This is a genomic window from Pasteurella atlantica, assembly GCF_963693435.1.
Lineage (GTDB): Bacteria > Pseudomonadota > Gammaproteobacteria > Enterobacterales > Pasteurellaceae > Phocoenobacter > Phocoenobacter atlanticus.
Map to the genome: position 1 here is coordinate 1,950,503 of NZ_OY856306.1, position 25,364 is coordinate 1,975,866.

Consider the following 25,364-nt stretch of genomic DNA (forward strand, 5'->3'; position numbering starts at 1 on the left):
GTTCTAAAAATAAATATGCTAAAACAACCTTTAATTAAACGTCGTGAATCGTTAAAAATTTATGTGGGTAATGTCCCTGTCGGGGGTGATGCACCAATTTCAGTGCAATCAATGACAAATACACGAACAACAGATGTGGAAGCCACAGTTGCTCAGATTAAAGCTCTTGAGCGAGTGGGTGCCGATATTGTTCGAGTATCCGTACCAACAATGAATGCAGCAGAAGCATTTAAAACAATTAAACAGCAAGTCAACGTGCCTTTAGTCGCAGATATCCATTTTGATTATCGTATTGCATTAAAAGTCGCAGAATACGGTGTGGATTGTTTACGTATTAATCCAGGTAATATTGGCAGTGAAGAGCGTATTCGAGCTGTAGTAGATTGTGCAAGAGATAAGAATATTCCTATCCGTATCGGGGTTAACGCAGGATCACTTGAACGAGATTTACAAGAAAAATATGGTGAACCGACCCCACAAGCATTGTTAGAAAGTGCGTTAAGGCACGTCGATATTTTAGATAGATTGAACTTTGATCAATTTAAAGTCAGCGTTAAAGCCTCTGATGTATTTTTAGCTGTAGAGTCTTATCGTTTATTAGCACAACAGATTAAACAACCATTACATTTGGGTATAACTGAAGCTGGTGGAGCAAGAGCGGGATCAGTAAAATCAGCGATTGGACTAGGATTACTTCTTGCAGAAGGTATTGGTGATACATTGCGTATTTCATTAGCGGCAGATCCTGTAGAAGAAATCAAAGTCGGTTTTGATATCTTAAAATCCTTAAGAATTCGCTCGCGTGGTATTAATTTTATTGCTTGTCCTACTTGTTCTCGTCAAGAAATTGATGTGATTGCCACAGTAAATGAATTAGAACAACGTTTGGAAGATATTATTACTCCGATGGATGTTTCCATAATAGGTTGCGTGGTTAACGGACCAGGGGAAGCACTTATCTCAGATTTAGGTGTCACAGGTTCCAGTAAAATGAGTGGTTATTATCTTGATGGTGTTCGTCAAAAAGAGCGTTTTGATAATGCTTTACTTATTGATCAATTAGAAGCAAAAATCCGTGCCAAAATTAGTATGCAAGATGCAAGTAAACGAATTGCCATAGAGCAATTATAATTAAGGAAAATAAATGAAAATTGCGATATTTGGGACCAAAAATTATGATCGTAAATACTTAGAGCTAATTAATAGTAAATTTGGCTTTGAGTTAAAATTCTTCGATTTTATGTTGAATGTACAAACTGTCAAAATGGTAGAAGGCTGTGATGCTGTTTGTATTTTTGTTAATGATGATGGTAGTCGTAAAGTATTAGAAAAATTAGCAGAATACAAGGTCAAAATAGTAGCTTTGCGTTGTGCAGGCTTTAATAATGTTGATCTTCAAGCAGCGAAAGAATTAGGCATTAAAGTCGTTCGAGTACCTGCTTATTCACCAGAAGCGGTCGCAGAGCATACTGTCGGATTAATGATGACGTTAAACCGTAAAATTCATCGAGCTTATCAACGTACTCGAGATGCTAACTTTTCATTAGAGGGGTTAACGGGGTTTAATATGTACGGACGTACTGCGGGTGTAATCGGAACAGGAAAAATTGGCTTAGCCGTCATTCGCATTTTAAAAGGCTTTGGAATGAACATCTTAGCTTATGATCCTTTTAAAAACCCACAGGCAGAAGAGCTAGGTGCAAAATATGTGGAGCTTGATGAGTTGTATCAAAAATCTCACGTAATTACATTACACTGTCCAGCTACCCCTGAAAGTTATCATATGCTAAACGCCGAAAGTTTTGCAAAGATGCGTAGAGGGGTGATGATTATTAATACTAGCAGAGGCACCCTCATTGACACACAAGAAGCATTAACAGCATTAAAACAGCAAAAAATTGGTGCATTAGGCTTGGATGTGTATGAAAATGAACAAGCTCTCTTTTTTGAAGATAAATCAAATGATATTATTCAAGATGATTTATTCCGTAGAATATCATCTTTTCATAATGTCTTGTTAACAGGACATCAAGCATTTTTAACGGAAGAGGCTTTAGTTAATATTTCTGATGTAACTTTGACCAATATTGCGACATTATTAAAAGGTAAAGAATGTCCTAATATCGTATTACCAAATTAAATAATAAAAAATAAGCGGTATGATTATTATAAAAGTTTGCAAATTTTTATTAAAATCGTACCGCTTAAAAAAGAAAAATAAGGATAATTAAGCGTGGCAAAAAGTATTCAAGCAATTCGTGGAATGAACGATTGTGCTCCAACAGAAACTCCATTATGGCAATGGGTAGAAAAACAAATTCGAGAAACACTCGCAAGCTATGGCTACAGTGAAATGCGTAGCCCTGTGTTAGAGCCAACAGCACTTTTTAAACGTGGTGTTGGGGAAGCAACAGATATTGTTGAAAAAGAGATGTTTACCTTTTTGGATCGTGATGAGGAAAGCTTAACATTACGTCCTGAAGGCACCGCTGGTTGTGTACGAGCGGCGATACAAAATGGGTGGATTTATAATAACGAACAACGCCTTTGGTATATGGGTCCAATGTTCCGTTATGAGCGTCCTCAAAAAGGACGTTACCGCCAATTCCACCAATGTGGAGTAGAAGTTTTTGGTGTTAATAATCCTGAAGCTGATGCTGAGTTGATTTTATTAACTGCTCGTTTATGGGAAAAATTAGGTATTCGCCAACACGTCACTTTAGAATTAAATTCTATTGGTGGCTTAGAAACTCGCACTAAATACCGTGAGGCATTAGTTGAATTTTTAAATAATCATTTAGATACTTTAGATGAAGATTGTAAACGTCGTTTAAGCACGAACCCTATTCGTATTTTAGATACTAAAAATCCTGATATTCAAGCAGTATTAAATGAAGCACCTAAATTGCATAGTTTTTTAAACGAAGAAGAGCAGCAACATTTCGCTGGAGTGCGTCAAATTTTGGATCAGATGGGAATTGATTATGTAATCAATCAAAAACTAGTACGTGGTTTAGATTATTACAACAAAACGGTGTTTGAATGGGTCACTACCGCATTAGGTTCACAAGGAACAGTATGTGCTGGTGGTCGTTATGATGGTTTAGTTGCTCAACTCGGCGGTCACGCCACCGCAGGTGTTGGTTTTGCAATGGGATTAGAGCGTTTAGTACTTCTCGTTCAAGAAGTAAACAGTAATGTTATATTACCTCGCAATGTTGATATTTATGTGGTTTATAATGGTGAAAATGTGACTGCCTCAGCATTTAAACTCGCTGAAACATTACGCACAGAATTACCCGAATTACGCACAATGCTACATTGCAGTGGTGGTGCATTTAAAAAGCAATTTAAACGTGCCGATAAACTGGGGGCAAAAATTGCATTGGTATTGGGTGAAAGTGAAGTGGCAGACAATACTGTGGTGATAAAAGATCTATTTGGTGAAGTAGAACAAGTTACACTTTCTCAAGATGAACTAATTAACGAATTAAAAAACGTTTTTAATAAGGAAAAATTATGAGTGAATATTTAAATCAAACCGAAGAACAAGAATTTAACAATGTTAAAAAGTGGTTTAAAGAAAATGGTACACCAATTCTGGTGGTTATTTGTGTTATATCATTGAGTATCTTTGGTTGGAAATTTTGGCAAAACCATAAATTACAAGCAACACAACAGGCTTCAGCAACATATCAAGCTGTAGTAGAAAGCTATGTAAAAGATCCTGAAACAAACCAACCCCTTGTAGAAAAATTCATATCTGAAAATAAAGACACAAGCTACGCCGTATTTTCAGCATTAGAGTTAGCTAAGAAACAAGTAGAAGCAAAAGAGTTTACGAAAGCACAAAGCACTTTGCAAAATACCTTGCCAAATACGGAAGATGCGACTTTACAAAATATCATCCGTTTACGTTTAGCAATGGTTGATTATCAGTTAAAACAGTTTGATGACGCCCTAACAGTATTATCTCAAGTTGAAGGTAAAGCGTGGGATTTACGTAAACAAATTTTAACTGGCGATATTTTAGTTGCAAAAGGTGATATTGCAGCAGCGAAAAGTGCTTATCAGCAAGCAAAAGAAAATGCACCAATAAATATGCAATCTTTGATTGATATTCGTATAAACAACCTATAAAATATAGCAAATACTTTACATCCAATCACCCTTAGAGGAACTTATGAACTATAAACAACTTATTGAACAAACTAAGCACGAACTTTTTTCAGGCTGGAAGCCTTTTGAAGTTATTTGGTTGGGGTTATTTTTATTAGCACAAATCATTGCTTTTATTCTTCAACCAGATACTTTACTAGGAATGATTGCGGGAATTTCAGGAATTATCTGCGTTGTTTTTGTTGGTAAAGGTAAAATCAGTAACTATTTCTTTGGTTTAATTTTTGCTTATAGTTATTTTTATGTTTCTCTAGGTAATAATTATCTTGGAGAGATGAATACGACATTATATGTATATATCCCAGCTCAATTTATTGGCTACTTTCTTTGGAAAGAGAATATGCAAAATAACCAAGGTGGTGATGAAACAGTTATTGCTAAAGCATTAGACTTAAAAGGTTGGACTATTCTCGTTACCAGTGTTGCAGTAGGTTCATTATGTTTTATTAGTGCATTAAAATATTTTGGTGGAAGTGCTGCAGGATTAGATGGTGTAACCACTATTTTAGTTGTTGCAGCTCAACTATTAATGGTCTTACGCTACCGTGAACAATGGGCATTATGGATTATTATCAATATTCTTAGTATCATCTTATGGGTAGATACTGCAGCAATGTACTTAATGTATGGTGCTTATTTACTGAATTCATTATACGGTTACTACAACTGGACAAAATTACAAAAAAATTAATTATTTTAAAAGATAGCGGTAAGATGTTGCTCAAAATTTGCAAAAAATCAATCACATCTAACCGCTACTTAACTTCATTCATTGCATTCCAAATTTTTAACGCATCCGCAGTTTCTTTCACATCGTGAACTCGTATAATTTTAGCTCCATTTTGGACGCATAATAATGCTCCTGCGACACTCCCGATTAAGCGATCTTCAACGGGTTTATCTAACACCGCACCAATCATTGATTTGCGAGAAAGCCCAGCAAGAATAGGGTAGCCAGATTCGGCGAAAATGTTTAAATGTTTTAAGAGTTGATAATTGTGTTCGACCGTTTTTCCAAAACCAAAACCGACATCTAAAATAATACGTTCCTGCGGAATACCTGAAATTAAACACGCAAAGGCTCGTTTGTTTAAGAATGTCGCCACTTCATCAACCACATCATCGTAATCAGGGTTTTGTTGCATTGTTTGAGGCGTGCCTTGCATATGCATTAAGCATACAGGCAAGCCTAATTCGGCGGCGGTATCCAACGCATTCGGTAGGGTTAAGGCACGAATATCGTTGATAATATCCATTCCGACTTTGGCGGACTCTTTCATCACTTCGGCTTTTGATGTATCCACTGAAATTAAACAATCAAAGCGTGAGCGAACCGCCTCAACCAGAGGAACGACACGTTCTAGCTCTTGCTGTTCGCTAATAATTTCAGCGTTAGGGCGAGTTGATTCACCTCCGATATCAATAATATCCGCTCCGTCATTAAGCATTTTTTCTACTTGAAAAAGAGCTTTATCTAACGAGAAAAAACGTCCACTATCCGAGAATGAATCAGGGGTAAAATTTAAAATCCCCATAATATTTGGCTTGGTTAAATCTAATAAGCGGTCACATTTTTGGTAATTTTTGTAACTAATTTTCATCTCTTAGCCTTTTTAAAATTGCTTTTAAGTTGCTATCCAGTGGGGCGGTAATGACCATTTCTTCTTCGGTTCTTGGGTGTGTAAAACGAATCGAATACGCGTGTAAAAACAGACGGTTTAGCCCAAAACTTTTCATTTTTTGATCAAATTCTGCGTCGCCATATTTACTGTCTAAGGCGATTGGGTGTCCTGCATATTGAGTATGCACACGGATTTGGTGGGTGCGTCCTGTTACTGGCGAGGCTTTCACTAAGGTCGCACTTTGATAGCGTTCTTCAATGCTAAAACGGGTGTCGGACGGTTTGCCGTCTTCACTCACTCGCACAATACGTTCGCCACTGGCTAATTCGTTCTTTTTCAAAGGGGCTTTAACGGCTTTCACGTGGGATTGCCACTGCCCACGCACTAAGGCAAGATAGTCTTTTTTTACGGTTTTAATGCGTAACTGCTCGTGTAAATTGCGTAACGCAGAGCGTTTTTTGGCAACTAACAAAATCCCTGATGTATCACGGTCAATACGGTGTACTAATTCTAAAAAGCGAGCTTCTGGGCGTAATGCACGCAACGCTTCAATTAGCCCAAAACTCAATCCACTGCCACCGTGAACCGCAATGCCTGAAGGTTTATTTACTACAATTAACACTTCATCTTCATATAAAATATGGCTTTCTAATTCCGCCACTTTATTGAGTTTGGTGGAAATCGGAGCAGTGTTTTTCTCAGATACACGAACTGGCGGAATTCGCACAATATCGCCACCTTGTAGCTTATATTCAGGTTTGATACGCCCTTTGTTTATGCGTACTTCGCCTTTACGAACGATACGATAAATTAAACTTTTCGGCACGCCTTTGAGCTTTGCGAGTAAGAAATTATCAATTCGTTGCCCACTTTCATCATCACTAATGGTTACAAATTGCACTTTGGCACTGATTACTTTTTCTGTCATTTTTATTCCAAATTATGTTATTTTTTTAATGTATAAGCCTGATCTTTATGAGTTGGCTGCTGTGGAAAAGCAAGTTCTAAAATATTTCCTCTTACAAATTCTTTAAGATGTTTTCCTAATGCAGAATGACTCATTCCTAATAATGTTGCTAATGCATTTTTAGATACATATTGATCTTTACATAAAGCACAAACATACACTTTAACTTGTTCAGGCGGTTTCTTTTTCTTATTATAAAAATCACAAGATATAATACTTTCTAACTGAGCTTTGAAAAGATTATCTAGGTAGCATATTTCATCAATAACTCGTTGATTTCCAAATTTAATTCTACCATAACGGTCTCTATTTACTATATTTTTACCAATATTAGCTTGTGCCTTAGCTTGTGCCTTAGCTTGTGCCTTAGCCTTAGAATTAAAATGGCTTAATGCAATAGTTTCAGATGTATAGATTTGAGTAATATCAATATCTTTTGCCCAAGGTAGGAGGTAAAATTTATTCTTCTGCTCTCCTTTACCTAAAATAAATCCTTTTCTTATTAATTCTGAAAGAGCCAAAGTAATTTGTCTTCCTGTAGCTATTGCACCGAGCTGTGATGATAAAACTTTATGATTGATCCAGCCATTATTTTTTACTGCAATAATCAAAATATTTTTGTGTAATGATTTTTCATCAATATATTTCTTACCAAATTTGCAGATTTACCAAAAAATCTAACCGCTTAAAAATTTTAATCTATCATACTTATTTCAACTAACAATTCAGATGATTATAAACTAGAAATGAATTTACTGAAATCAGAAAAATAAACTAATTTCAGTAAATTAAAGGGGGAGAAACGTTTACTCTTTTGTAAAACCTGATTCTACATTTTCCATATTCGGTAATTGGTGAGCAATACCTTTATGGCAGTCGATACAGGTTTTGTTTTCTTCAATCGCCATTTTGTGCATTTTGGCTGCAACAGTTTTTTGCTCTGTAAAATCCATATCATCAAAATTGTGACAGCTACGACAAGCAGCGGAATCATTGGCTTTCATTCTTGCCCATTCACGCTCTGCCATTTCTAAACGTGCTGCTTCAAATTTTTCTTTGGTATCCACTTTGCCTGTAAAGTGTGCATAAACTTCTTTGGCTGCTTCTAGTTTACGTTTCCATTTAGGGAAAAATTTATGTGGTACGTGGCAATCCGAACAAATTGCTTTCACACCTGCGTGGTTCATATAATGCGATGATTGACGATACTCTGGTACAACATCATTCATATGACAACTTGAACAAAATTCTTCGGTGTTAGTGTGTTCTAATGCAGTATTAAATCCACCCCAAAATAAAATTCCGACAATAAAGGAAAGCGTGATTAACACACCCACAGCGATACGACTTGGCGAACGAAACCACCGCCAAAAACGGACAATAAAATTCGGTTTTTTCTGTTTGTTTTCTGTCATTTTCTTAACCCTTATTTCCCAAATCCTGGCATTGGTTCAAAATCATTTGGCACAATGCTATCCACATCGGCTTGTGTCACGTGGCATTGTAAACAGAAATAACGACGTGGCGACGTTCCACCTACGATATTACCATCACGATCCGTAAAGTGAGTTGGGCTAATACGTGTCGCACCTGTTACTCGTGCATTTTTAGGGCTATGACAACTTAAACACTGGTTGTTGTTTTTGGTTACTTGATAACCTTTCACACTATGTGGAATCACAGGTGGTTGATTCACATAGTTTAATGGTGGTAATTCTATTTCCTTAGGTGGATTATGAAACGCAGGCGTTACATTTTCTGGCGATTCATCAATGTTATTTCCCACTGCAAATACATTACTTGATAAAGTTGTTGCACCTAAAAGTGCGGTTAAAATCAATAAATACTTTTTCATTGTTATCACTCCCCCGAATTAAATCGATGACTAAATTTAAAAACTTTCTCTGCACAGACGTCAATGCAACGTCCGCAACTAATACAATCTTTTGAAAGCACAATCAGGCTTTCCTCTTTTTTACCGTGTAATGGCGAACGTAATACTTGTGGCTCAGGACAAACGTTGTAGCAATCCATACAGTTATCACATTTTGTTCGATCAATCACTTTAATACGTAATAGACTTTTTGCACCAATCAGCCCATAAGTTGCCCCAATCGGACATAAATGCCCACACCAGCCGTGTTCTACGATGAATAAATCAAACAGAAAAATCGCAAGAATTAACCAAATCGTCGCCCCAAAACCATAAATTAAGGCTCGTCCTAAGGCTGCAACAGGGTTGATCCATTCCCACAATAATAAGCCACTGGTGGCACTACCCACTAAGATAATCACCAATAAACCATAACGTAGGTTTCTTGATAATTTAGCACTTTGACGAATGCCTAATTTACGACGTAACCAAGCGGCACAATCGGTAACCACATTCAACGGACATACCCAACCACAAAAAACTTTACTGCCTAACAATCCATATAGAATTACAATAATTGCAACACCTAATAATGAAGTTGCAGTTGGTAAATAACCTGTCGCTAAACTCTCCATTGTTATTAATGGATCACCCAATGGAATAACATCAAATAATAAACTACTGGAATAATTTCCTTTTAAAATCCATACACCCAAATAAGGACCCGATAAAAACATTGCTAAAACAGATAACTGTGTGATACGTCGCCAGAACAAAAAGCGATTTGCATACCACCAGCCAAGTTTTTCCCTTGCTTCTCTGCCTGCGTATTTAGGACAATTTGCCATTACAAACCATCCTTAAATCCACGAATGGGAAAGCTAATAATATCTTTAGGAGCAATCGAGTGCCCTGCTTTTTCTTTCTCTTGCCACCCAAAACGATAATGTTCGCCCAGCATTCCTTTAGCGAGATCATTAGGTAGTACCTTGATCGCTGCCTCTTCCAATACACACGCCTGTTCACACTTGCCACACCCTGTACAAAAATCAGAATGTACCGTTGGAATAAACATCGCGTGCTTGTCAGAACGCGGATTTCGTTGCTCTTCTAAGGTTATCGCCTCATCAATCAGTGGACAAACTCGATAACAGACATCACAACGTAGCCCTTGCCAATTCAAGCAAGTTTCGTGATCAAGTAACACCGCCAACCCCATTTTTGCTTTGTTGATGTCCGTTGCTTTGGCATCTAATGCACCTGTTGGGCAAGCCTTCGCACAAGGAATATCCACGCACATTTCACAAGGTTTATTACGTGCTACAAAATAAGGTGTCCCTGCTTCTTTTGATGAAACGAGGCTTGCCAGATTTAACATATCATAAGGGCAGGCTTGCACACATTGTCCACAACGAATGCAAGCTGCTGAAAACTCTTGTTCATCAAGCAAGGCAAAAGGTGGACGTAATGCAACACCTTTTCTTGCCATCACTTGTTTTTGCTGTAAACCTAACAGCAAGCCGACACCAATCAGCCCACCCGCAGTGCGAGTGGCATTTTTTAAGAACTTACGGCGTTCTGGTGTCACAAGATTTTTCTTCATTTGATACAAATCCAACCTTAATCATTTTGTTGCTTATAAGCGGTTATTTTTTATGAACTTTTTGCAAAAATTTCTATTACGCTTTAACCACTTTCACGGCACATTTCTTAAAGTCGGTTTCTTTTGAAATCGGATCTGTCGCATCTAATGTTAATTTATTAGTGAGCTGTCCTGCATCAAAGAAGGTTGTAAATACCAAACCTACTGGCACTTTATTACGTCCACGAGTATCAATATGAGAAATCATTTCCCCACGAGGTGAAATTAATTTTACTTTATCGCCATGACGTAACCCACGTTTTTTGGCATCATCAGGATGCATCCAAACTAAGTTATTTGGGAATGAACGGTGTAATTCAGGCACACGACGCGTCATTGTACCTGTATGCCAATGTTCAAGCACACGACCTGTTGATAACCATAAATCATATTCTTCATTTGGTTTTTCCGCTGGCTCTTCATAAGGTACGGCTAAAATCACAGCACGACCATCAGGTTTACCATAGAAATGAATGCCTTGACCTTCTTTTACATAAGGATCTGAACCTTCACGGTAACGCCATAAGGTTTCTTTGCCGTCCACCACTGGCCAACGTAAACCACGTGTTTTGTGATAATCGTCAAAGTTTGCTAAATCGTGTCCGTGTCCACGCCCAAAACGAGCATATTCTTCAAATAGCCCTTTTTGAATGTAGAAACCAAAATCATAGGCTTCATCATTTAAACGACCGTCTAATTCTTCATTTTTATACTGATCAACATTGCCATTTTTATACAACACTTCATATAAGGTTTTGCCTTTATATTCAGGGTTTGCCGCTAAAATTTCTGCTGGCCACATTTCATCGGTGATGAAATATTTTGCAAACTCCACAATTTGCCATAAGTCAGATTTTGATTGACCAGGTCCTTTCACTTGCTGACGCCAGAATTGTGTACGACGTTCTGCGTTACCATACGCCCCTTCTTTTTCTACCCACATTGATGTTGGTAAAATTAAGTCTGCTGCCAAAGCAGAAACTGTTGGATAAGGGTCTGAAACTACGATAAAGTTTTCAGGATCACGCCAACCTGGATAACGCTCTTGGCTGATATTTGGACCTGCTTGCATATTGTTGTTACACATTACCCAAAGCACATTCATTTTTTTATCTTTTAATGCACGATCCTGAGCAACTGCGTGATAACCTTTCACTGGCGAAACCACTCCCGCTGGTACTTTCCAAATTTTCTCTGCAATTTCACGATGTTTAGGGTTCATTACCACCATATCTGCGGGTAAACGGTGTGCAAAAGTACCTACTTCACGTGCTGTTCCACAGGCTGACGGTTGCCCTGTTAATGAGAAAGGTCCACAACCTGGTTGTGAAATTTTTCCTGTTAATAAATGCACGTTGTACATTAAATGGTTTACCCAAACGCCACGTGTATGTTGGTTAAAGCCCATTGTCCAGAAAGAAACAATTTTCTTGTTTGGGTCAGCATAAAGTTTCGCTAATTTTTCTAATTGATCTTTTGGCACACCTGAAATTTCATGGGCTTTTTCAAGGGTATAAGGTGCAACAGATTTTTTATATTCTTCAAAATCACTGTCAAACATTTTGCCCGCAGTTTTATTATTTGCTGCTTTTTGCTCTAAGGCGTGATCAGGGCGTAAACCATAGCCAATGTCTGTTTGTCCACGTTTAAAATTCGTGTGTTTTTCAATAAAATCGTGGTTGATTGCATCGTTTTCAATTAAGTAATTCGCAATATAGTTTAAGATTGCTAAATCACTTTGTGGGTGCATTAAAATACCTAAATCCGCTAATTCAAATGAACGGTGTTCAAAGGTTGAAAGCACATTTACGGTTACCGTTTCAGGATTTGCTAAACGGCGATCTGAAATACGAGACCATAAAATTGGGTGCATTTCTGCCATATTTGAACCCCAAAGCACGAATGCGTCAGCGTGTTCAATATCATCATAACAGCCCATTGGCTCATCAATTCCAAAGGTACGCATAAAAGCAACCGCTGCTGATGCCATACAGTGACGTGCATTTGGATCGATATTATTTGATCTAAAACCCGCTTTAAATAATTTATTTTTTGCGTAGCCTTCAAAAATGGTTGATTGCCCAGAGGTAAACATACCTACCGCATTTTTACCATTTTTTTTCATTGCAGATTTAAATTTTTCTGCCATTGTTTTGAAAGCAAAATCCCAAGTTACAGGGGCAAAATCACCGTTTTTGTCGTACTTACCATTGCTCATACGTAACATTGGCTCAGTTAAACGGTCTTTTCCGTACATAATTTTTGGTAAGAAATAGCCTTTGATACAGTTCAAACCACGGTTTACTTCTGCATCAGGATCGCCTTGTGACGCAACCACCCGACCATTTTTTGTTCCCACTAAAACGGCACAACCTGTACCACAAAAACGGCATACTGCTTTATCCCATTTAATAGTAGTATCTGAAGCCTCAACATTTGTCACAGGAATGGTTAATCCTGCGGCAGTTGCTGCGGCTAATGCAGCATTACTTTTCATAAAATCTCTACGACTTAAATTCATAGCGTCCCCACTCACTTTATTTATTTTTTAAAATATTACAGATCATCATCTTGCTGATGATAAACCAAAGATACGGCTATCACTCCCTCGATATTACGCGCATTTTCCATATTTTCGAGTAATTCTCGTTGATCCTGTGATTGCATTACAACCACAATCTTTCCTTTTTCTTTATCAACAGCTGGTATTTCAGTATTGGCAACGTTCAAAAGTATTTCCTTAACTGTTGCTACATTTTCAGGTCTAGTTTGTACTACCAAACCACAAACGTGCCATTCTTGAGAGTTTTTCATTAAAGGTTACCTATTCATTCATCATTTTAATAATCTGAATTTGTATATCAAAAAAACAACACTGATATATTTAATATACTAATAACTTAGATACTACCTTGTTTCATTATATAAAAAATGAATTTCATCATTATTCTTTGTTCTAAATCAATTTTATATAAATTAAAAAGCTAACTCGTTGTTTTTGAAACAAATGCAAACAATTCTCATTTGTTATGATCGATAAAAAAACCTTGAAAATATAAATATACTTTCAAGGTTTTTTATAAAACAAAAATAACAAATTCCACTTAGTAAGTAGGCGGTTATTTATTTATAAAAATTTGCAAATTTTATAAAAACCATTCTTTTATCCTTTACGCCTTATTTTAATAATTGACCATTCACGTTAAAACGTTGTTTCCCTGAATAAATGGTGGCTCGTTGTGGGCGAGCAAAGCCAATTAGGGATAAATTGGATTGCAGTGCCATATTCACGGCTAAATCCGTTGCGGCGGAGATTGCGATCAGCATTTCAATACCACAGGTTACGGCTTTTTGAACCATTTCATAACTGGCTCGGCTGGTGACAATAATAAAGCCCTGTGGTTTGTCGTTGAGTGCGTACCAACCAAGCAATTTATCAAGGGCGATATGGCGACCGATATCTTCTCGAATGGCAAGTAAATTGTAATTTAAGTCAAAGAAAGCAGCGGCGTGGGTTGCCCCTGTCTGTTGGTTTAACGTTTGTTGTTGGGCTAAAATTCCTAAGCAAGGATCAAGTTGTTGAAGATCAATCTGGAAGGTCGTTTTAAGAGGTGGAAGAGGTTTGATCACTTGGTTCAGTTGCTCTGTGCCACAAATACCACACCCCGTTCTGCCCACGAGGGTACGGCGATGATCTTTAAAAGCAGTGAAACGGCGTGTTGATAATTCAATGTTGATTTCGATACCGTTGCAAACAGGGTTAATTTCAATGCCGTAAATTTCTTTTTTATCTTGAATTATCCCTTCCGCCAAAGAAAAACCGACCGCAAAATCTTCTAAATTTTGAGGACTACACATCATTACAGTGTGTGAAATATCGTTGTAAACCAATGCAACTGGAATTTCAACTGCCAAATATTCGTCTTTGATTCTAAAAGAAGACGATATGCTATTGTTATTTTTTTGTAACAAAATAACTTCTTTTCTAGCAATGCAAATCAATATCATTTTCCTTAAATATATTTGTAACTGATTATAGTATAAAGGATTTTAATTTTTTGATATAGATCTCATTTATTAAATATAATACTAGACTTTTTTTTACAGAAATATAACATTAGTTCAAATATCGTATGTTTTATACACGATTTATTCTTATTTTTATTCTTGTTTTTATTTTTGGAGTGACTTATGCAGGTAACAAGAAGAAAGTTCTTTAAAGTCTGTACAGGTGTGATGGCGGGGACATCTGCAACGATGTTGGGTTTTGCTCCCACAAAAGCGTTTGCAGCTCCTCGTGAATATAAATTGTTACGTGCTAAGGAAACACGTCAAACCTGTACTTATTGTGCTGTTGGTTGTGGAATGTTGATGTATAGTTTGGGAGATGGAGCAAAAAACGTACGTTCTAAGCTAATCCACGTAGAAGGCGATCCAGACCACCCAGTAAGCCGTGGTTCACTCTGTCCAAAAGGGGCGGGAGTAATGGATTTTGTGAATAGTCCTAACCGTGTGCTGTATCCTGAATATCGTGCGGCAGGCTCGGATAAATGGGAGCGAATCTCTTGGCACGATGCTCTAACTCGTATTGCACGTTTATTAAAAGATGATCGTGATGCGAATTTCCAACAAACGAATGCAGAAGGTACAACCGTTAATCGCTGGACAACAACAGGAATGTTATGTGCATCGGCAGCGAGTAATGAAACCTGTTGGTTGACTCATAAATGGGGACGTGCTTTAGGTATGGTGGTGCTTGATAATCAAGGCAGTACCTGTCACGGTCCGACGGTAGCAAGTCTTGCACCGTCATTCGGACGTGGTGCGATGACAAACCATTGGGTCGATATTAAAAATGCGGATGTGGTCATTGCAATGGGGGCAAACCCAGCAGAAGCCCACCCTGTTGGTTTTAAATGGGTGATTGAAGCGAAGAAACAAAATAATGCCACCTTTATGGTGATTGACCCTCGTTTTAACCGTAGTGCAGCGGTGGCGGATCACTATATTACCATTCGTAGCGGATCTGATATTGCGTTCTTGCTAGGAGCGATTCGCTGGTTGCTTGAAAATGATAAAATTCAGCACGAATATGTGCGTCATTATACGAATGCGACTTTTTTAGTCAGTAATGAATTTGATTTTGAGGACGGACTATTCAGCGGTTACGATCCTGAAACGAGAACCTATGACAAATCAAAATGGGTTTATCAATTAGACGAAAATGGCAATCCGATCCGTGATATGTCGATGCAAGATCCACGTTGTGTGATCAACTTATTACGTAAACACGTTGAGCGTTATACTCCTAAAATGGTAGAACGCATCACAGGAATTTCTCCTAAAAATCAACTACTCTTCTGTGAAACCATTGGGGCGACTGCCGTTCCTGATAAAACAACCTCTTTCCTTTACGCCTTAGGTTGGACGCAACATACCGTTGGTACGCAAAATATTCGTTCAATGGCGATGATTCAGTTATTGCTGGGTAATATCGGTATGGCGGGGGGCGGTGTAAATGCATTGCGTGGACACTCAAATGTACAAGGGGCAACGGATTTAGGCTTATATCCACACACCTTACCGTCTTATTTGAAATTGCCACAGGATAAAGATCGCACTTTGGCAGATTTCTTGGCTCGCACCACACCAAAAACGTTGGGCGAAGATCAGGTTAACTATTGGAAAAACACCCCTAAATTTATGGTAAGTTTGCTCAAAGCTTTTTATGGCGATAATGCAACAGCTGACAATGAATTTGGGTATCAATTCTTACCAAAATACGATCAGCGTTATGATCCAGATAAATATATTGATTTAATGTCACAAGGCAAAGTCACAGGTTATATGTGTCAAGGTTTCAACCCTGTTGGCTCATTCCCAAATAAAAATAAAGTGATTGCTGCGTTAAGCAAATTAAAATTTTTGGTCATTTTTGATCCAATTAAGACCGCTACCTCAGACTTCTGGCAAAATCACGGTGAGATGAATGATGTTAATCCTGCTGATATTCAAACAGAAGTATTCCGCTTACCAACTACTTGTTTCGCGGAAGAAGACGGCTCAATTGCTAACTCAGGACGTTGGTTACAATGGCACTGGAAAGCCGTTGAACAGCCTTATGAAGCAAAACCTGATGTTGAAATTTTATCTGAATTACGAGCCATTTTATTAGAGATGTATCGTAAAGAAGGGGGGGCAAATTTTGACGCCTTAGAAGCAATGCAGTGGAACTATATGAATCCACTCGAACCAACAGCGGAAGAATTAGCAAAAGAAAATAACGGTTACGCCTTAAAAGATTTATATGATAAAGACGGTAAATTGATTGCGAAAAAAGGGCAATTATTATCAAGCTTTGGGCATTTACGTGATGACGGCTCAACAATGGCGGGCTGTTGGATTTATACGGGGCAATGGACAGAGCAAGGTAACCAAATGGCAAATCGAGATAATGCCGATCCGTCAGGTTTAGGAAATACGCTCGGCTGGTCTTTTGCGTGGCCAGCAAACCGCCGTATTTTGTATAACCGAGCCAGTGCCGACTTGGCGGGTAATCCTTGGAATAAAGATCGTCAATTAGTGAAATGGAATGGTAAAAACTGGAACTATATTGATATTGCGGATTTTGGTACAGCACCACCAAATGCAAAAACAATGCCATTTATTATGCAACCTGACGGAAGCGGTGGTATTTTTGGTTCAAATCGCATTGGCGATGGCCCGTTCCCAGAACATTACGAGCCTTGGGAAACCCCGATTGGCACAAATCCACTGCACCCAAATGTGGTACAAAACCCCGTAGCTCGTGTGTTACCTGATGATAGAAATTCATTTGGAACAGCAAAAGAATTCCCTTATGTAGGAACGACTTACAGCTTAACAGAACTTTTCCACTGCTGGACAGGACAAGCAATGCTTAATGTGATTGCTCAGCCACAACAATTTGCAGAAATTGGTGAAGCATTAGCAAAAGAGAAAGGTATTAAAGCAGGGGATTGGGTAAAAGTAACCTCAAAACGTGGCTTTATTAAAGCGAAAGCAGTGGTTACTAAGCGTTTGAAAGATTTACAAGTGAATGGTCAAACTGTTCATCAAATTGGGTTACCAACACATTGGAGTTTCAGTACTGTGGGACAAAAAGGGTTCTTAACCAATACCCTCACACCACCAGTGGGCGATGCGAATACGCAGACTCCTGAGTATAAAGCATTCCTTGTGAATATTGAGAAAGTGGAGGGCTAACAGATGAGTACAGTTCAATCTCAAGATATTATTCGTGTTTCAGCCAATTCAGTGCTAACCCCTTCACCACAAGCAAGAAATCATCAGCTTGAAGTGGCGAAATTGATAGATGTAAGTGTTTGCACCGGCTGTAAAGCTTGCCAAGTGGCGTGTTCAGAATGGAATAACTTACGCACCCCACCGCAAGAGTGTGTGGGAACCTATGATAACCCACGTGATATGAATGCACAGCAATGGACGGTAATGAAATTCAGTGAAGTGGAACAAAATGACCGTTTGGAATGGTTAATTCGTAAAGACGGTTGTATGCACTGTTCAGAACCGGGTTGTTTAAAAGCGTGTCCATCACCTGGAGCAATCGTGCAATATGCCAATGGTATTGTGGATTTTCAATCGGATAAATGTATCGGCTGTGGTTATTGTATGGCGGGCTGTCCTTTTGGCGTGCCGAAAATGAATGACAAAGACAATCGCGTGTATAAATGTACCCTTTGTATTGATCGTGTCACCGTCGGACAAGAGCCAGCGTGCGTGAAAACCTGTCCAACGGGTGCTATTCATTTTGGTACGAAAAAAGATATGATCGAATATGCTCAAACTCGCATTGCCGATCTAAAATCTCGTGGCTACAAGAATGCAGGATTATATAATCCAAAAGGGGTGGGCGGAACGCACGTGATGTATATTTTACACCACGCAGACCAACCAGAACTTTATGCAAGCTTACCAAAAAATCCGCATATCGATCCAACGGTTAAAATCTGGAAAGATTTCTTAAAACCTGTTGCAGCGGTAGCATTAGGGGGAATCGCACTGGCAGAAATTGCCCACTATATTGCCGTTGGTCCAAATACCGAAGAATTTGAGGAACACGATGAAACACACAGTGAAGAAAACAAAGGAGGCAAAGATGAATAAGATTAAGATCAGTAATGATCAGCGAGTTATTCGCCATAAATTACCTGCACGCCTTAGTCACTGGTTATTAGTTATCTGTTTCTTCACCACAGGACTATCAGGTTTAGCCTTTTTCTTCCCTGATTTTGCGTGGCTTACAGAAATTCTTGGTAATCCAAGAATTGCCCGTTTTGTCCACCCATTTACGGGAATTGTTATGTTTATCGCCTTTATAAACCTTTGTTTGATTTATTGGCAACATAATATCCCAGAACGAAATGACTGGATATGGCTCAAAAATATTAAAGAAGTGCTAAAAGGCAATGAACACGAAGTGTCGGATAATGGCAAGTACAATCTTGGGCAAAAAATGCTTTTTTGGACACTGATTCTCGCAATGCTAACCTTACTTGGTACTGGAATTATTATGTGGCGACAATATTTTTCCCATAATTTCCCTATTTATTGGGTACGCATTGCAATCTTAGTTCACTCATTCAGTGCCTTTATGCTTTTTACTGGTATTATGGTGCATATCTATATGGCGTTTTGGGTTAAAGGCTCAATTCGAGGAATGGTGGAAGGCTGGGTAACTGTGCGTTGGTCTAAAAAACACCACCCACGTTGGTATCGAGAAGAAGTGTTGCCTAAACTTGAACAAGAATTAGCAGAAAAGCAGATGAGTCATAAAGAATAATTAAATAAAGTGCGATAAAATTTATCGCACTTTTTATCTATATCAATTTCATTTAACAAGAGATATTTATGAGTATAAAAATATTACCCAAAGACGATATTCAAAAATCAGCAAAAAATACATTTAATCCTCCTCTACTTTTTGCTGTGCCTAAGATTTTATATAAAAAACGTGCCGAGCGTTTACAGACGCTTGCTGAAAATAACCCAATGGCAGATTATTTACTTTTTGTCGCAAAAATTTGTCAAGTACAAGATAAATTACTCGCTGATTTCGAGTTACAGCAAGAAATTGAATTAAGTCGTGAGCAGTTAGCGGATAAACCCTTAAATTATAAACATTGGCAACGTGATCCTGTGTGGATAAAAATTCTTTTTGCTTTATTACAGCATCTTAAAAAAGATGCCAACGAAATGGTGCTAGCCTCCATTGATAATTTAGAAAAAACCTCTGACAGTGAATTAGAAAACCTAGCCAATCAACTTTTAAATCAAGAATTTCATAATGTAGGGAGTGATAAAGCCGTTTTTTTATGGGCTGCTCTTTCTTTTTATTGGACACAACTTACTCAAAATATTCCCCATAATGCGGTTATGGAAAGCGGACAAGCATTGCACACTTGCCCAGTATGTGATTCAGCTCCCGTATCTAGCGTTATTCATCTTGGCTCAACACAAGGACTGCGTTACTTACATTGCTCATTATGTGAAAGTGAATGGAATATGGTTAGGGCTAAATGCTCAACTTGTGATCAAATGGATAAATTAGATTATTGGGCAATTGATGATGAATTTGCCAGTGTTCGCACCGAAAGTTGCAGTGATTGCCATACTTATTTAAAAGTGCTATATCAAGAAAAAGATCCGCATATTGACGCCATTGCCGATGATCTCGCTTCAATTTATTTAGATATCGAAATGGGCGAAAAAGAATTTCTTCGTAGCGGATTAAATCCATTTTTATTTAGTTCGGAAGGTTAGTCTTTATCAAAAACAAGCGGTGATATTTTCATTAAAATTTGCAAATTTCTTAGAAAATATCACCGCTTGAAAATTAAGACTAATGCTCTCTTGTTTGGAAGAACTTCACATCAGGATAGCGTTCGTGAGCAAGGTTGAGATTAACCATTGTTGGGGCGATATAAGTGAGGTTATCGCCGCCGTCTAGGGCTAAATTCTGTTCGTTCTTGCGTTTGAATTCTTCAAATTTTTTCACGTCATCACATTCCACCCAGCGAGCAGTTGCGACGTTTATGCTTTCATAAATCGCTTCTACGTTATATTCTGCTTTTAAGCGTGCCACAACCACATCAAACTGTAACACACCTACTGCACCTACGATTAAATCGTTGTTGATAAGTGGACGGAACACTTGCACAGCCCCTTCTTCGGAAAGTTGTACTAAGCCTTTTAACAGTTGTTTTTGTTTTAATGGATCTTTTAAACGGATACGGCGGAATAATTCAGGGGCGAAGTTTGGAATGCCAGTGAATTTCATTAGCTCGCCTTGTGTGAAGGTGTCGCCGATTTGAATTGTACCGTGATTGTGCAAGCCGATAATATCCCCCGCATAGGCTTCATCAGCGTGGGAGCGATCCCCAGCCATAAAGGTTAAGGCGTCTGAAATGACCACATCTTTACCGATACGTGTATGCTTTAATTTCATTCCTTTTTCGTATTTACCTGAAACGATACGCATAAATGCGACACGATCTCGGTGTTTTGGATCCATATTTGCTTGGATTTTAAACACAAAACCGCTGAATTTATCTTCTTTTGCTTCAACTTTACGGATATCTGTTTCACGAGATTGTGGAGCAGGAGCCCACTGCGTTAAGCCGTCTAAGAAATGGTTTACACCAAAGTTACCTAATGCTGTTCCGAAGTAAACAGGGGTTAATTCGCCTTTTAAGAATGCGTCAAGGTCAAATTCATTGCTTGCCCCTAACACTAATTCTAATTCATCACGCAGTTGTGACGCCAAATCATCGCCAACTGCTTCATCTAATTCAGGGTTATCTAAGCCTTTAATTATGCGAACTTCTTGGATCTTATGCCCTTGCCCTGTTTGATACAGATAGGTTTCATCTTTGGTTAAGTGATAGACCCCTTTAAAGAGTTTTCCACAGCCGATAGGCCAAGTGATCGGTGCACAGTTGATTTTTAAAACATCTTCAACTTCATCTAATAATTCCAATGGATCACGAATATCACGGTCACATTTATTCATAAATGTGATGATCGGGGTATCACGCAAACGAGTGACTTCCATTAGTTTGATGGTTCGTTCTTCTACCCCTTTTGCTGAGTCGATGACCATTAAACAGCTATCCACCGCCGTTAACGTTCGGTAAGTATCTTCTGAGAAGTCTTCGTGTCCTGGTGTGTCTAATAAATTGACTAAGCAATCGTTATAAGGGAACTGCATCACTGAGGTAGTAATGGAAATCCCACGTTGTTTTTCCATTTCCATCCAGTCTGATTTTGCGTGTTGAGTGGAGCCTTTGCCTTTTACCGAGCCTGCAGTTTGAATAGCTTGTCCGTAAAGTAACACTTTTTCTGTAATGGTGGTTTTACCTGCATCGGGGTGCGAGATAATCGCAAAAGTACGTCTTTTATCAACTTGTTGTTGTGGATAACTCATTTTATTTCCGTTTTGTTTATGATTTTATATAAAATATGAGTGCTATTTTCTCTTATATTGCCTTTTACTACAATACAAGCGGTTAGATTTATTCAAAAATTTGCAAAAAAGAGAATTCTCCTGCTTCAATAATAAATATCGTGTTAAACTGTTGCCAATTAATTCATGGATGAATAATAATGAAAAATATTGCGGTGATCCCTGCTCGAGCAGGCTCAAAAGGAATTACAGATAAAAACCTACAACAAGTAGGTGGTATTTCACTTATAGGACGGGCTATCTTAAGTGCACAAAAAGCAGATATTTTTGATGAAATCATTGTCACTTCTGACGGTGACAAAATTTTACAAGAAGCAGAAAGTTTTGGAGCAAGTATTGTCAAACGTCCTGTAGATTTAGCACAAAGTAATAGCCGAACTATAGATGCAATTCTCCACTGCTTACACCATAAAAAAATAACCAAAGGAACGGTTGCCCTTCTTCAGCCAACTAGCCCATTACGTAATGAATTAGATATCCGAAATGCAATGGAAATTTTTATTGGTGGAAAATCTAATGCTGTCATTTCAGCTTGTGAATGTGAACATCATCCTTATAAATCTTTTTCTCTTAATCAAGATCAAATTCTACCTATTAGAGAATTAAGTGATTTTGAAGCTCCTCGACAGCAATTACCAAAGACATATCGAGCCAATGGAGCAATTTATATTAATGATATTGAACATTTGTTACAGAAAAAATGTTTTTTTATACATCCTGTACAATTCTATTTAATGCCAACTTATCGATCTATTGATATTGATACCACTTTAGATCTGCAATTAGCAGAACATTTAATAAAAACAGAATCTTAAGTAAATTATAAAAATTAGGAAAATAATATGAACTTAATAATTTGTCAAAGCCCTTTACAAATACTTATTGCAGAAAAAATAATAGCGACATACCCAAATGACGTATTTTATGGACTGATGATTTGCTGTATAGAAAATTCAAAATATCAATATTACTATCAACGCTTAAAATCAAAATGTGAAAAATGCGAACTTATTTATACACATAAACCCTATAAAAAATGGGTGTTTTATAAATTAGTTTTTAAAAGATTATTCAAATTACACAACTTATCACAAGTAAAGAAAATATTTCTAACGAATACAACCGCTGAGATTATGCAAATATATATTGGAGATGCTAAAAATGCCGATATTATTACTTTTGATGATGGACTGGCGAATATTAATATAGAAGATAATTTTCTGATTAGAGAAAGACCGCTGAGAAGCAGAACTAAGTTCCTACAATATTTTATGAGAATACCCACAGTAAAAGATATCTTAGCAAAACAAGTGAAACATTATAGTATTTATAATTTACCCAACATTATGGGCAAATATGAAAAAATCAGCCTTTTTGAAACGCCAAACTATGAGCAGGATTATAATGAAGTCGTGAATATCTTACTGGGTCAGCCTATTTATGAAAATAGTAAAAATGGAGAACAGAGAAATATTGCACTTATCGAAAAGGTTTTTACTAATTACCACATTGATTTTTATTACCCTCATCCACGAGAGAATTATAAAATAAATCAAGCCCCTTATATCAATACGAAATTAATTTTCGAAGATTGGATAATACAACAAACTCAAAAATATCCCCAAAAACAATATCGCCTCTATACGTTCTTCAGTTCTGCGGCAATAAATTTAATTGATATGCCTAATATCGAAGTTATTGCATTAAATCCTAAGGATTGTCCAGAAAACTTTCTTCCTCTTTATACTATCTTCAAGAAGCTTAATATTGAAGTCAAGAATATTTAGAAATAAGATAAAGCTAAAAATTTGTAAATTTTAGCCTTAATCTAACCGCTTATAGCGATCAGTTTAATATATATTATACCTATATTTATATACTAACTCTTTCATTATTCTGACTAGCTTTTTATATATTGAAATATGTTCTATTTTTTTATTCCAAGAAGCTGGTTTATTTTCTAAAGAATTAAAATACTCCATAAATTTACGAGATTTTAAATCTACCGATTTAGAATGCCAAGCTTTACGCCCGCCAACATAATGATATATTGCTACAGGCATTTGTGTTTGTTCTACTTTTTGTAACGGTATTTTTTTCTTTATTGATTCTTTAATTCTATTTCTTGAATTTCTAGTAAAATTATATCTTGTATTTAAATAGAGTACTTTATCTTTAAATAATCCGTTTAAAATACATTGATCTTGATATTTAATCTCTCTGTGATTTTCAAACCACAAAATAGCTTCTTCTAATACATTTATTGTTTTCCATTTTTTTATATTTATTAATAAAACGCCTGAATTAAAATAATAGTGATTAGAGTTCATTCCCAAATATTTTTTATATTCACTCATTCCTACCTCAATAAAGGGATCAAAACAAGCACCAACATAATTATCACCTAACTCTGTATGATATAATTCCTGTAAATCACTATTTACAATAATATCAACATCTAAATACAGTGCTTTATCTTCTTTATGAAGGTATTTAGCTATTAAAAATCGAGCATAAGCTGCAACAGAAAGGTAGCTAACAGTAATAGGTAATGATTCAAAATCTTGTTCAGATATTGGAATAAATACAACTTTATAATTATATTTATTGACAATATTTTCAATAAATATTTTAGACTCTGAGGAAATCCCTAAATCTAAAACATAAAATTGAATATTAGCTGATTGATTTGTTTTTAAAAGACTCAGTATAGCAACACATAAATAGGGAGCATAATTATCATCGGAGCTAAATACAATATTCATATAATTCCTTTACTTATTCAATATATCAAAAATAAACTTATTCACTTTATCTACAAGCGAATAAAACTCTCTTCTTAAACGAATAATTGCCGTACGATCTTTCTTTCCTTTATCAACAGGAATGTCACTTTCTAAAGATAAATCAGGTTCTAAACAGGCTGGCGTAATGGCTAAATATTTTATTTTGTTTTCCCAATATCTATCCATCGTAATATCAACATCAAAAACCCATTCTTGAGCATAGTTAAGTAAATTTTGAGCAACTTTTGGGGTGATATAATAACCCGTTGTATTACTCCAGCCTTTATAAAATTGCTGAATTTCATTTGAGGTATTTTTTATTTTTGTAATTAATTTACCTTTTTGTGAACGACGTGCAGGAGCTGGAGGGCTAAGCCATAAAAATTCATAACTATTTTCTTCTGAACCTAAAAAAGAATAAACATCACAAAACTCATTATGAATAATGGCATCATCTTCTAAAATAATAATAGGTTGATTTAATTTTATACATTCTTCCCAAAGTAAGTAATGACTTGCAAAGCAGCCAAGTTGTCCTAAGGTTGTTTTGTTGCCTTTATACTTAAAACGTTTCTCTGCATTATGTTTTTCAAATAAGTAGAAATGAGGATTTTCTTTTCCATTAATGGCTTTAAAGAATTGAAAATCTATTTTTTGTGGTAATTTTTCAAATTGCTGTTGAATTATTTTACGTCTTTGCGTTGATTTTTCTAAGTTAATAACGAAGATGCTAAGCTTATGCTCTTTTAAGGTATTCATTCCAGGGCAAGAGCA

General features: G+C 37.0%; 23 protein-coding genes and 1 pseudogene. 11 read left to right on the plus strand and 13 right to left on the minus strand.

The window, feature by feature from the left end:
• Positions 1 to 15 precede the first annotated feature (15 nt).
• The 5 genes from ispG (at position 16) to pnuC (ending at position 4,870) form a co-directional block, all read left to right on the plus strand.
• The gene (gene ispG / locus U9966_RS09050; RefSeq protein WP_306346504.1) at positions 16 to 1,131 is read left to right on the plus strand and encodes a flavodoxin-dependent (E)-4-hydroxy-3-methylbut-2-enyl-diphosphate synthase; all 1,116 of its coding nucleotides are present in this window, start codon (positions 16 to 18) and stop codon (positions 1,129 to 1,131) included.
• Positions 1,132 to 1,144: 13 nt separating this feature from the next.
• The gene (locus tag U9966_RS09055; protein WP_306346503.1) at positions 1,145 to 2,140 is read left to right on the plus strand and encodes a 2-hydroxyacid dehydrogenase; all 996 of its coding nucleotides are present in this window, start codon (positions 1,145 to 1,147) and stop codon (positions 2,138 to 2,140) included.
• Between the two features lie 93 nt (positions 2,141 to 2,233).
• Complete coding sequence (hisS, locus tag U9966_RS09060) at positions 2,234 to 3,523, plus strand: histidine--tRNA ligase (protein WP_306346502.1); 1,290 nt, start codon at positions 2,234 to 2,236, stop codon at positions 3,521 to 3,523.
• The gene (locus U9966_RS09065) at positions 3,517 to 4,140 is read left to right on the plus strand and encodes a YfgM family protein (protein WP_306346603.1); all 624 of its coding nucleotides are present in this window, start codon (positions 3,517 to 3,519) and stop codon (positions 4,138 to 4,140) included. Before hisS ends, U9966_RS09065 begins: the two co-directional genes overlap by 7 nt.
• Positions 4,141 to 4,183: 43 nt before the next feature.
• Entirely contained in the window at positions 4,184 to 4,870 is a 687-nt protein-coding gene (gene pnuC / locus U9966_RS09070) for a nicotinamide riboside transporter PnuC (RefSeq protein ID WP_306346501.1), read from the plus strand.
• Positions 4,871 to 4,934: 64 nt separating this feature from the next.
• Here pnuC and folP read toward each other — a convergent pair whose 3' ends face one another.
• The 10 genes and pseudogenes from folP to fdhD all read right to left on the minus strand — a co-directional run bounded on the left by folP (position 4,935) and on the right by fdhD (position 14,285).
• Positions 4,935 to 5,780 carry a dihydropteroate synthase gene (folP, locus tag U9966_RS09075; protein ID WP_306346500.1) on the minus strand — a complete coding sequence of 282 codons (846 nt, stop codon included), beginning with the start codon at positions 5,778 to 5,780 and terminating at the stop codon, positions 4,935 to 4,937.
• Positions 5,770 to 6,729 (minus strand): 23S rRNA pseudouridine(955/2504/2580) synthase RluC, encoded by a 960-nt coding sequence (rluC, locus tag U9966_RS09080; RefSeq protein ID WP_306346499.1) that lies wholly within the window; start codon positions 6,727 to 6,729, stop codon positions 5,770 to 5,772. The genes folP and rluC overlap by 11 nt, the downstream gene beginning before the upstream one ends.
• Before the next feature lie 17 nt (positions 6,730 to 6,746).
• A complete protein-coding gene (locus tag U9966_RS09085) occupies positions 6,747 to 7,379 on the minus strand; it encodes a hypothetical protein (protein WP_306346498.1) in 633 nt (210 codons plus the stop codon).
• Between the two features lie 195 nt (positions 7,380 to 7,574).
• Positions 7,575 to 8,183 (minus strand): NapC/NirT family cytochrome c, encoded by a 609-nt coding sequence (locus U9966_RS09090; RefSeq protein WP_306346497.1) that lies wholly within the window; start codon positions 8,181 to 8,183, stop codon positions 7,575 to 7,577.
• Positions 8,184 to 8,194: 11 nt separating this feature from the next.
• Positions 8,195 to 8,623 carry a nitrate reductase cytochrome c-type subunit gene (locus U9966_RS09095; RefSeq protein ID WP_115315903.1) on the minus strand — a complete coding sequence of 143 codons (429 nt, stop codon included), beginning with the start codon at positions 8,621 to 8,623 and terminating at the stop codon, positions 8,195 to 8,197.
• Between the two features lie 5 nt (positions 8,624 to 8,628).
• Complete coding sequence (gene napH, locus U9966_RS09100; protein WP_306346496.1) at positions 8,629 to 9,489, minus strand: quinol dehydrogenase ferredoxin subunit NapH; 861 nt, start codon at positions 9,487 to 9,489, stop codon at positions 8,629 to 8,631.
• A 20-nt stretch (positions 9,490 to 9,509) separates the two neighbouring features.
• A pseudogene (gene napG, locus U9966_RS09105) lies at positions 9,510 to 10,244 on the minus strand (ferredoxin-type protein NapG); the annotation flags it as partial.
• 76 nt (positions 10,245 to 10,320) lie between these two features.
• The gene (napA, locus tag U9966_RS09110; RefSeq protein WP_306346495.1) at positions 10,321 to 12,804 is read right to left on the minus strand and encodes a nitrate reductase catalytic subunit NapA; all 2,484 of its coding nucleotides are present in this window, start codon (positions 12,802 to 12,804) and stop codon (positions 10,321 to 10,323) included.
• A 35-nt stretch (positions 12,805 to 12,839) separates the two neighbouring features.
• Positions 12,840 to 13,097: a chaperone NapD gene (locus tag U9966_RS09115; RefSeq protein WP_306346494.1), complete on the minus strand. Its 258-nt coding sequence runs from the start codon at positions 13,095 to 13,097 to the stop codon at positions 12,840 to 12,842.
• A gap of 363 nt (positions 13,098 to 13,460) precedes the next feature.
• Positions 13,461 to 14,285: a formate dehydrogenase accessory sulfurtransferase FdhD gene (gene fdhD / locus U9966_RS09120; protein ID WP_407675210.1), complete on the minus strand. Its 825-nt coding sequence runs from the start codon at positions 14,283 to 14,285 to the stop codon at positions 13,461 to 13,463.
• A 189-nt stretch (positions 14,286 to 14,474) separates the two neighbouring features.
• Here fdhD and fdnG point away from each other — a divergent pair, with 189 nt between their 5' ends.
• From fdnG to fdhE, 4 genes are all read left to right on the plus strand, one after another.
• Positions 14,475 to 17,528 (plus strand): formate dehydrogenase-N subunit alpha, encoded by a 3,054-nt coding sequence (gene fdnG, locus U9966_RS09125; protein ID WP_306346492.1) that lies wholly within the window; start codon positions 14,475 to 14,477, stop codon positions 17,526 to 17,528.
• Between the two features lie 3 nt (positions 17,529 to 17,531).
• Positions 17,532 to 18,446, plus strand: a complete 915-nt coding sequence (gene fdxH / locus U9966_RS09130) for a formate dehydrogenase subunit beta (protein ID WP_306346491.1) — start codon at positions 17,532 to 17,534, stop codon at positions 18,444 to 18,446.
• Positions 18,439 to 19,122, plus strand: coding sequence for a formate dehydrogenase subunit gamma (locus U9966_RS09135; protein WP_306346490.1), 684 nt, complete (start codon positions 18,439 to 18,441; stop codon positions 19,120 to 19,122). The genes fdxH and U9966_RS09135 overlap by 8 nt, the downstream gene beginning before the upstream one ends.
• 68 nt (positions 19,123 to 19,190) lie before the next feature.
• Positions 19,191 to 20,102 carry a formate dehydrogenase accessory protein FdhE gene (gene fdhE, locus U9966_RS09140; RefSeq protein ID WP_306346489.1) on the plus strand — a complete coding sequence of 304 codons (912 nt, stop codon included), beginning with the start codon at positions 19,191 to 19,193 and terminating at the stop codon, positions 20,100 to 20,102.
• Positions 20,103 to 20,181: 79 nt separating this feature from the next.
• Here the strand turns inward: fdhE and prfC are convergent, their stop codons facing one another.
• The gene (prfC, locus tag U9966_RS09145; RefSeq protein ID WP_306346488.1) at positions 20,182 to 21,765 is read right to left on the minus strand and encodes a peptide chain release factor 3; all 1,584 of its coding nucleotides are present in this window, start codon (positions 21,763 to 21,765) and stop codon (positions 20,182 to 20,184) included.
• Positions 21,766 to 21,944: 179 nt separating this feature from the next.
• On the opposite strand from prfC, the gene U9966_RS09150 reads away from it, so the two are divergent.
• Positions 21,945 to 22,619 (plus strand): acylneuraminate cytidylyltransferase family protein, encoded by a 675-nt coding sequence (locus U9966_RS09150; protein ID WP_306346487.1) that lies wholly within the window; start codon positions 21,945 to 21,947, stop codon positions 22,617 to 22,619.
• 27 nt (positions 22,620 to 22,646) lie between these two features.
• Positions 22,647 to 23,591: a glycosyltransferase family 52 gene (locus U9966_RS09155; protein ID WP_306346486.1), complete on the plus strand. Its 945-nt coding sequence runs from the start codon at positions 22,647 to 22,649 to the stop codon at positions 23,589 to 23,591.
• A 63-nt stretch (positions 23,592 to 23,654) separates the two neighbouring features.
• Here U9966_RS09155 and U9966_RS09160 read toward each other — a convergent pair whose 3' ends face one another.
• Positions 23,655 to 24,569 carry a glycosyltransferase family 8 protein gene (locus tag U9966_RS09160; protein ID WP_306346485.1) on the minus strand — a complete coding sequence of 305 codons (915 nt, stop codon included), beginning with the start codon at positions 24,567 to 24,569 and terminating at the stop codon, positions 23,655 to 23,657.
• A 9-nt stretch (positions 24,570 to 24,578) separates the two neighbouring features.
• Positions 24,579 to 25,349, minus strand: coding sequence for a glycosyltransferase family 25 protein (locus U9966_RS09165; RefSeq protein ID WP_306346484.1), 771 nt, complete (start codon positions 25,347 to 25,349; stop codon positions 24,579 to 24,581).
• Between the last annotated feature and the right edge of the window lie 15 nt (positions 25,350 to 25,364).

Excerpts from the sequence above, each read along its gene's own strand:
- napH (WP_306346496.1), bottom strand. The coding sequence starts at position 9,489 with ATGGCAAATTGTCCTAAATACGCAGGCAGAGAAGCAAGGGAAAAACTT.
- U9966_RS09090 (WP_306346497.1), bottom strand. The coding sequence starts at position 8,183 with ATGACAGAAAACAAACAGAAAAAACCGAATTTTATTGTCCGTTTTTGG.
- ispG (WP_306346504.1), top strand. The coding sequence starts at position 16 with ATGCTAAAACAACCTTTAATTAAACGTCGTGAATCGTTAAAAATTTAT.
- fdxH (WP_306346491.1), top strand. The coding sequence starts at position 17,532 with ATGAGTACAGTTCAATCTCAAGATATTATTCGTGTTTCAGCCAATTCA.
- U9966_RS09160 (WP_306346485.1), bottom strand. The coding sequence starts at position 24,569 with ATGAATATTGTATTTAGCTCCGATGATAATTATGCTCCCTATTTATGT.
- napA (WP_306346495.1), bottom strand. The coding sequence starts at position 12,804 with ATGAATTTAAGTCGTAGAGATTTTATGAAAAGTAATGCTGCATTAGCC.
- U9966_RS09135 (WP_306346490.1), top strand. The coding sequence starts at position 18,439 with ATGAATAAGATTAAGATCAGTAATGATCAGCGAGTTATTCGCCATAAA.
- U9966_RS09165 (WP_306346484.1), bottom strand. The coding sequence starts at position 25,349 with ATGAATACCTTAAAAGAGCATAAGCTTAGCATCTTCGTTATTAACTTA.
- U9966_RS09115 (WP_306346494.1), bottom strand. The coding sequence starts at position 13,097 with ATGAAAAACTCTCAAGAATGGCACGTTTGTGGTTTGGTAGTACAAACT.
- fdhE (WP_306346489.1), top strand. The coding sequence starts at position 19,191 with ATGAGTATAAAAATATTACCCAAAGACGATATTCAAAAATCAGCAAAA.
- U9966_RS09095 (WP_115315903.1), bottom strand. The coding sequence starts at position 8,623 with ATGAAAAAGTATTTATTGATTTTAACCGCACTTTTAGGTGCAACAACT.
- U9966_RS09150 (WP_306346487.1), top strand. The coding sequence starts at position 21,945 with ATGAAAAATATTGCGGTGATCCCTGCTCGAGCAGGCTCAAAAGGAATT.
- pnuC (WP_306346501.1), top strand. The coding sequence starts at position 4,184 with ATGAACTATAAACAACTTATTGAACAAACTAAGCACGAACTTTTTTCA.
- prfC (WP_306346488.1), bottom strand. The coding sequence starts at position 21,765 with ATGAGTTATCCACAACAACAAGTTGATAAAAGACGTACTTTTGCGATT.
- fdnG (WP_306346492.1), top strand. The coding sequence starts at position 14,475 with ATGCAGGTAACAAGAAGAAAGTTCTTTAAAGTCTGTACAGGTGTGATG.
- U9966_RS09055 (WP_306346503.1), top strand. The coding sequence starts at position 1,145 with ATGAAAATTGCGATATTTGGGACCAAAAATTATGATCGTAAATACTTA.
- folP (WP_306346500.1), bottom strand. The coding sequence starts at position 5,780 with ATGAAAATTAGTTACAAAAATTACCAAAAATGTGACCGCTTATTAGAT.
- rluC (WP_306346499.1), bottom strand. The coding sequence starts at position 6,729 with ATGACAGAAAAAGTAATCAGTGCCAAAGTGCAATTTGTAACCATTAGT.
- U9966_RS09155 (WP_306346486.1), top strand. The coding sequence starts at position 22,647 with ATGAACTTAATAATTTGTCAAAGCCCTTTACAAATACTTATTGCAGAA.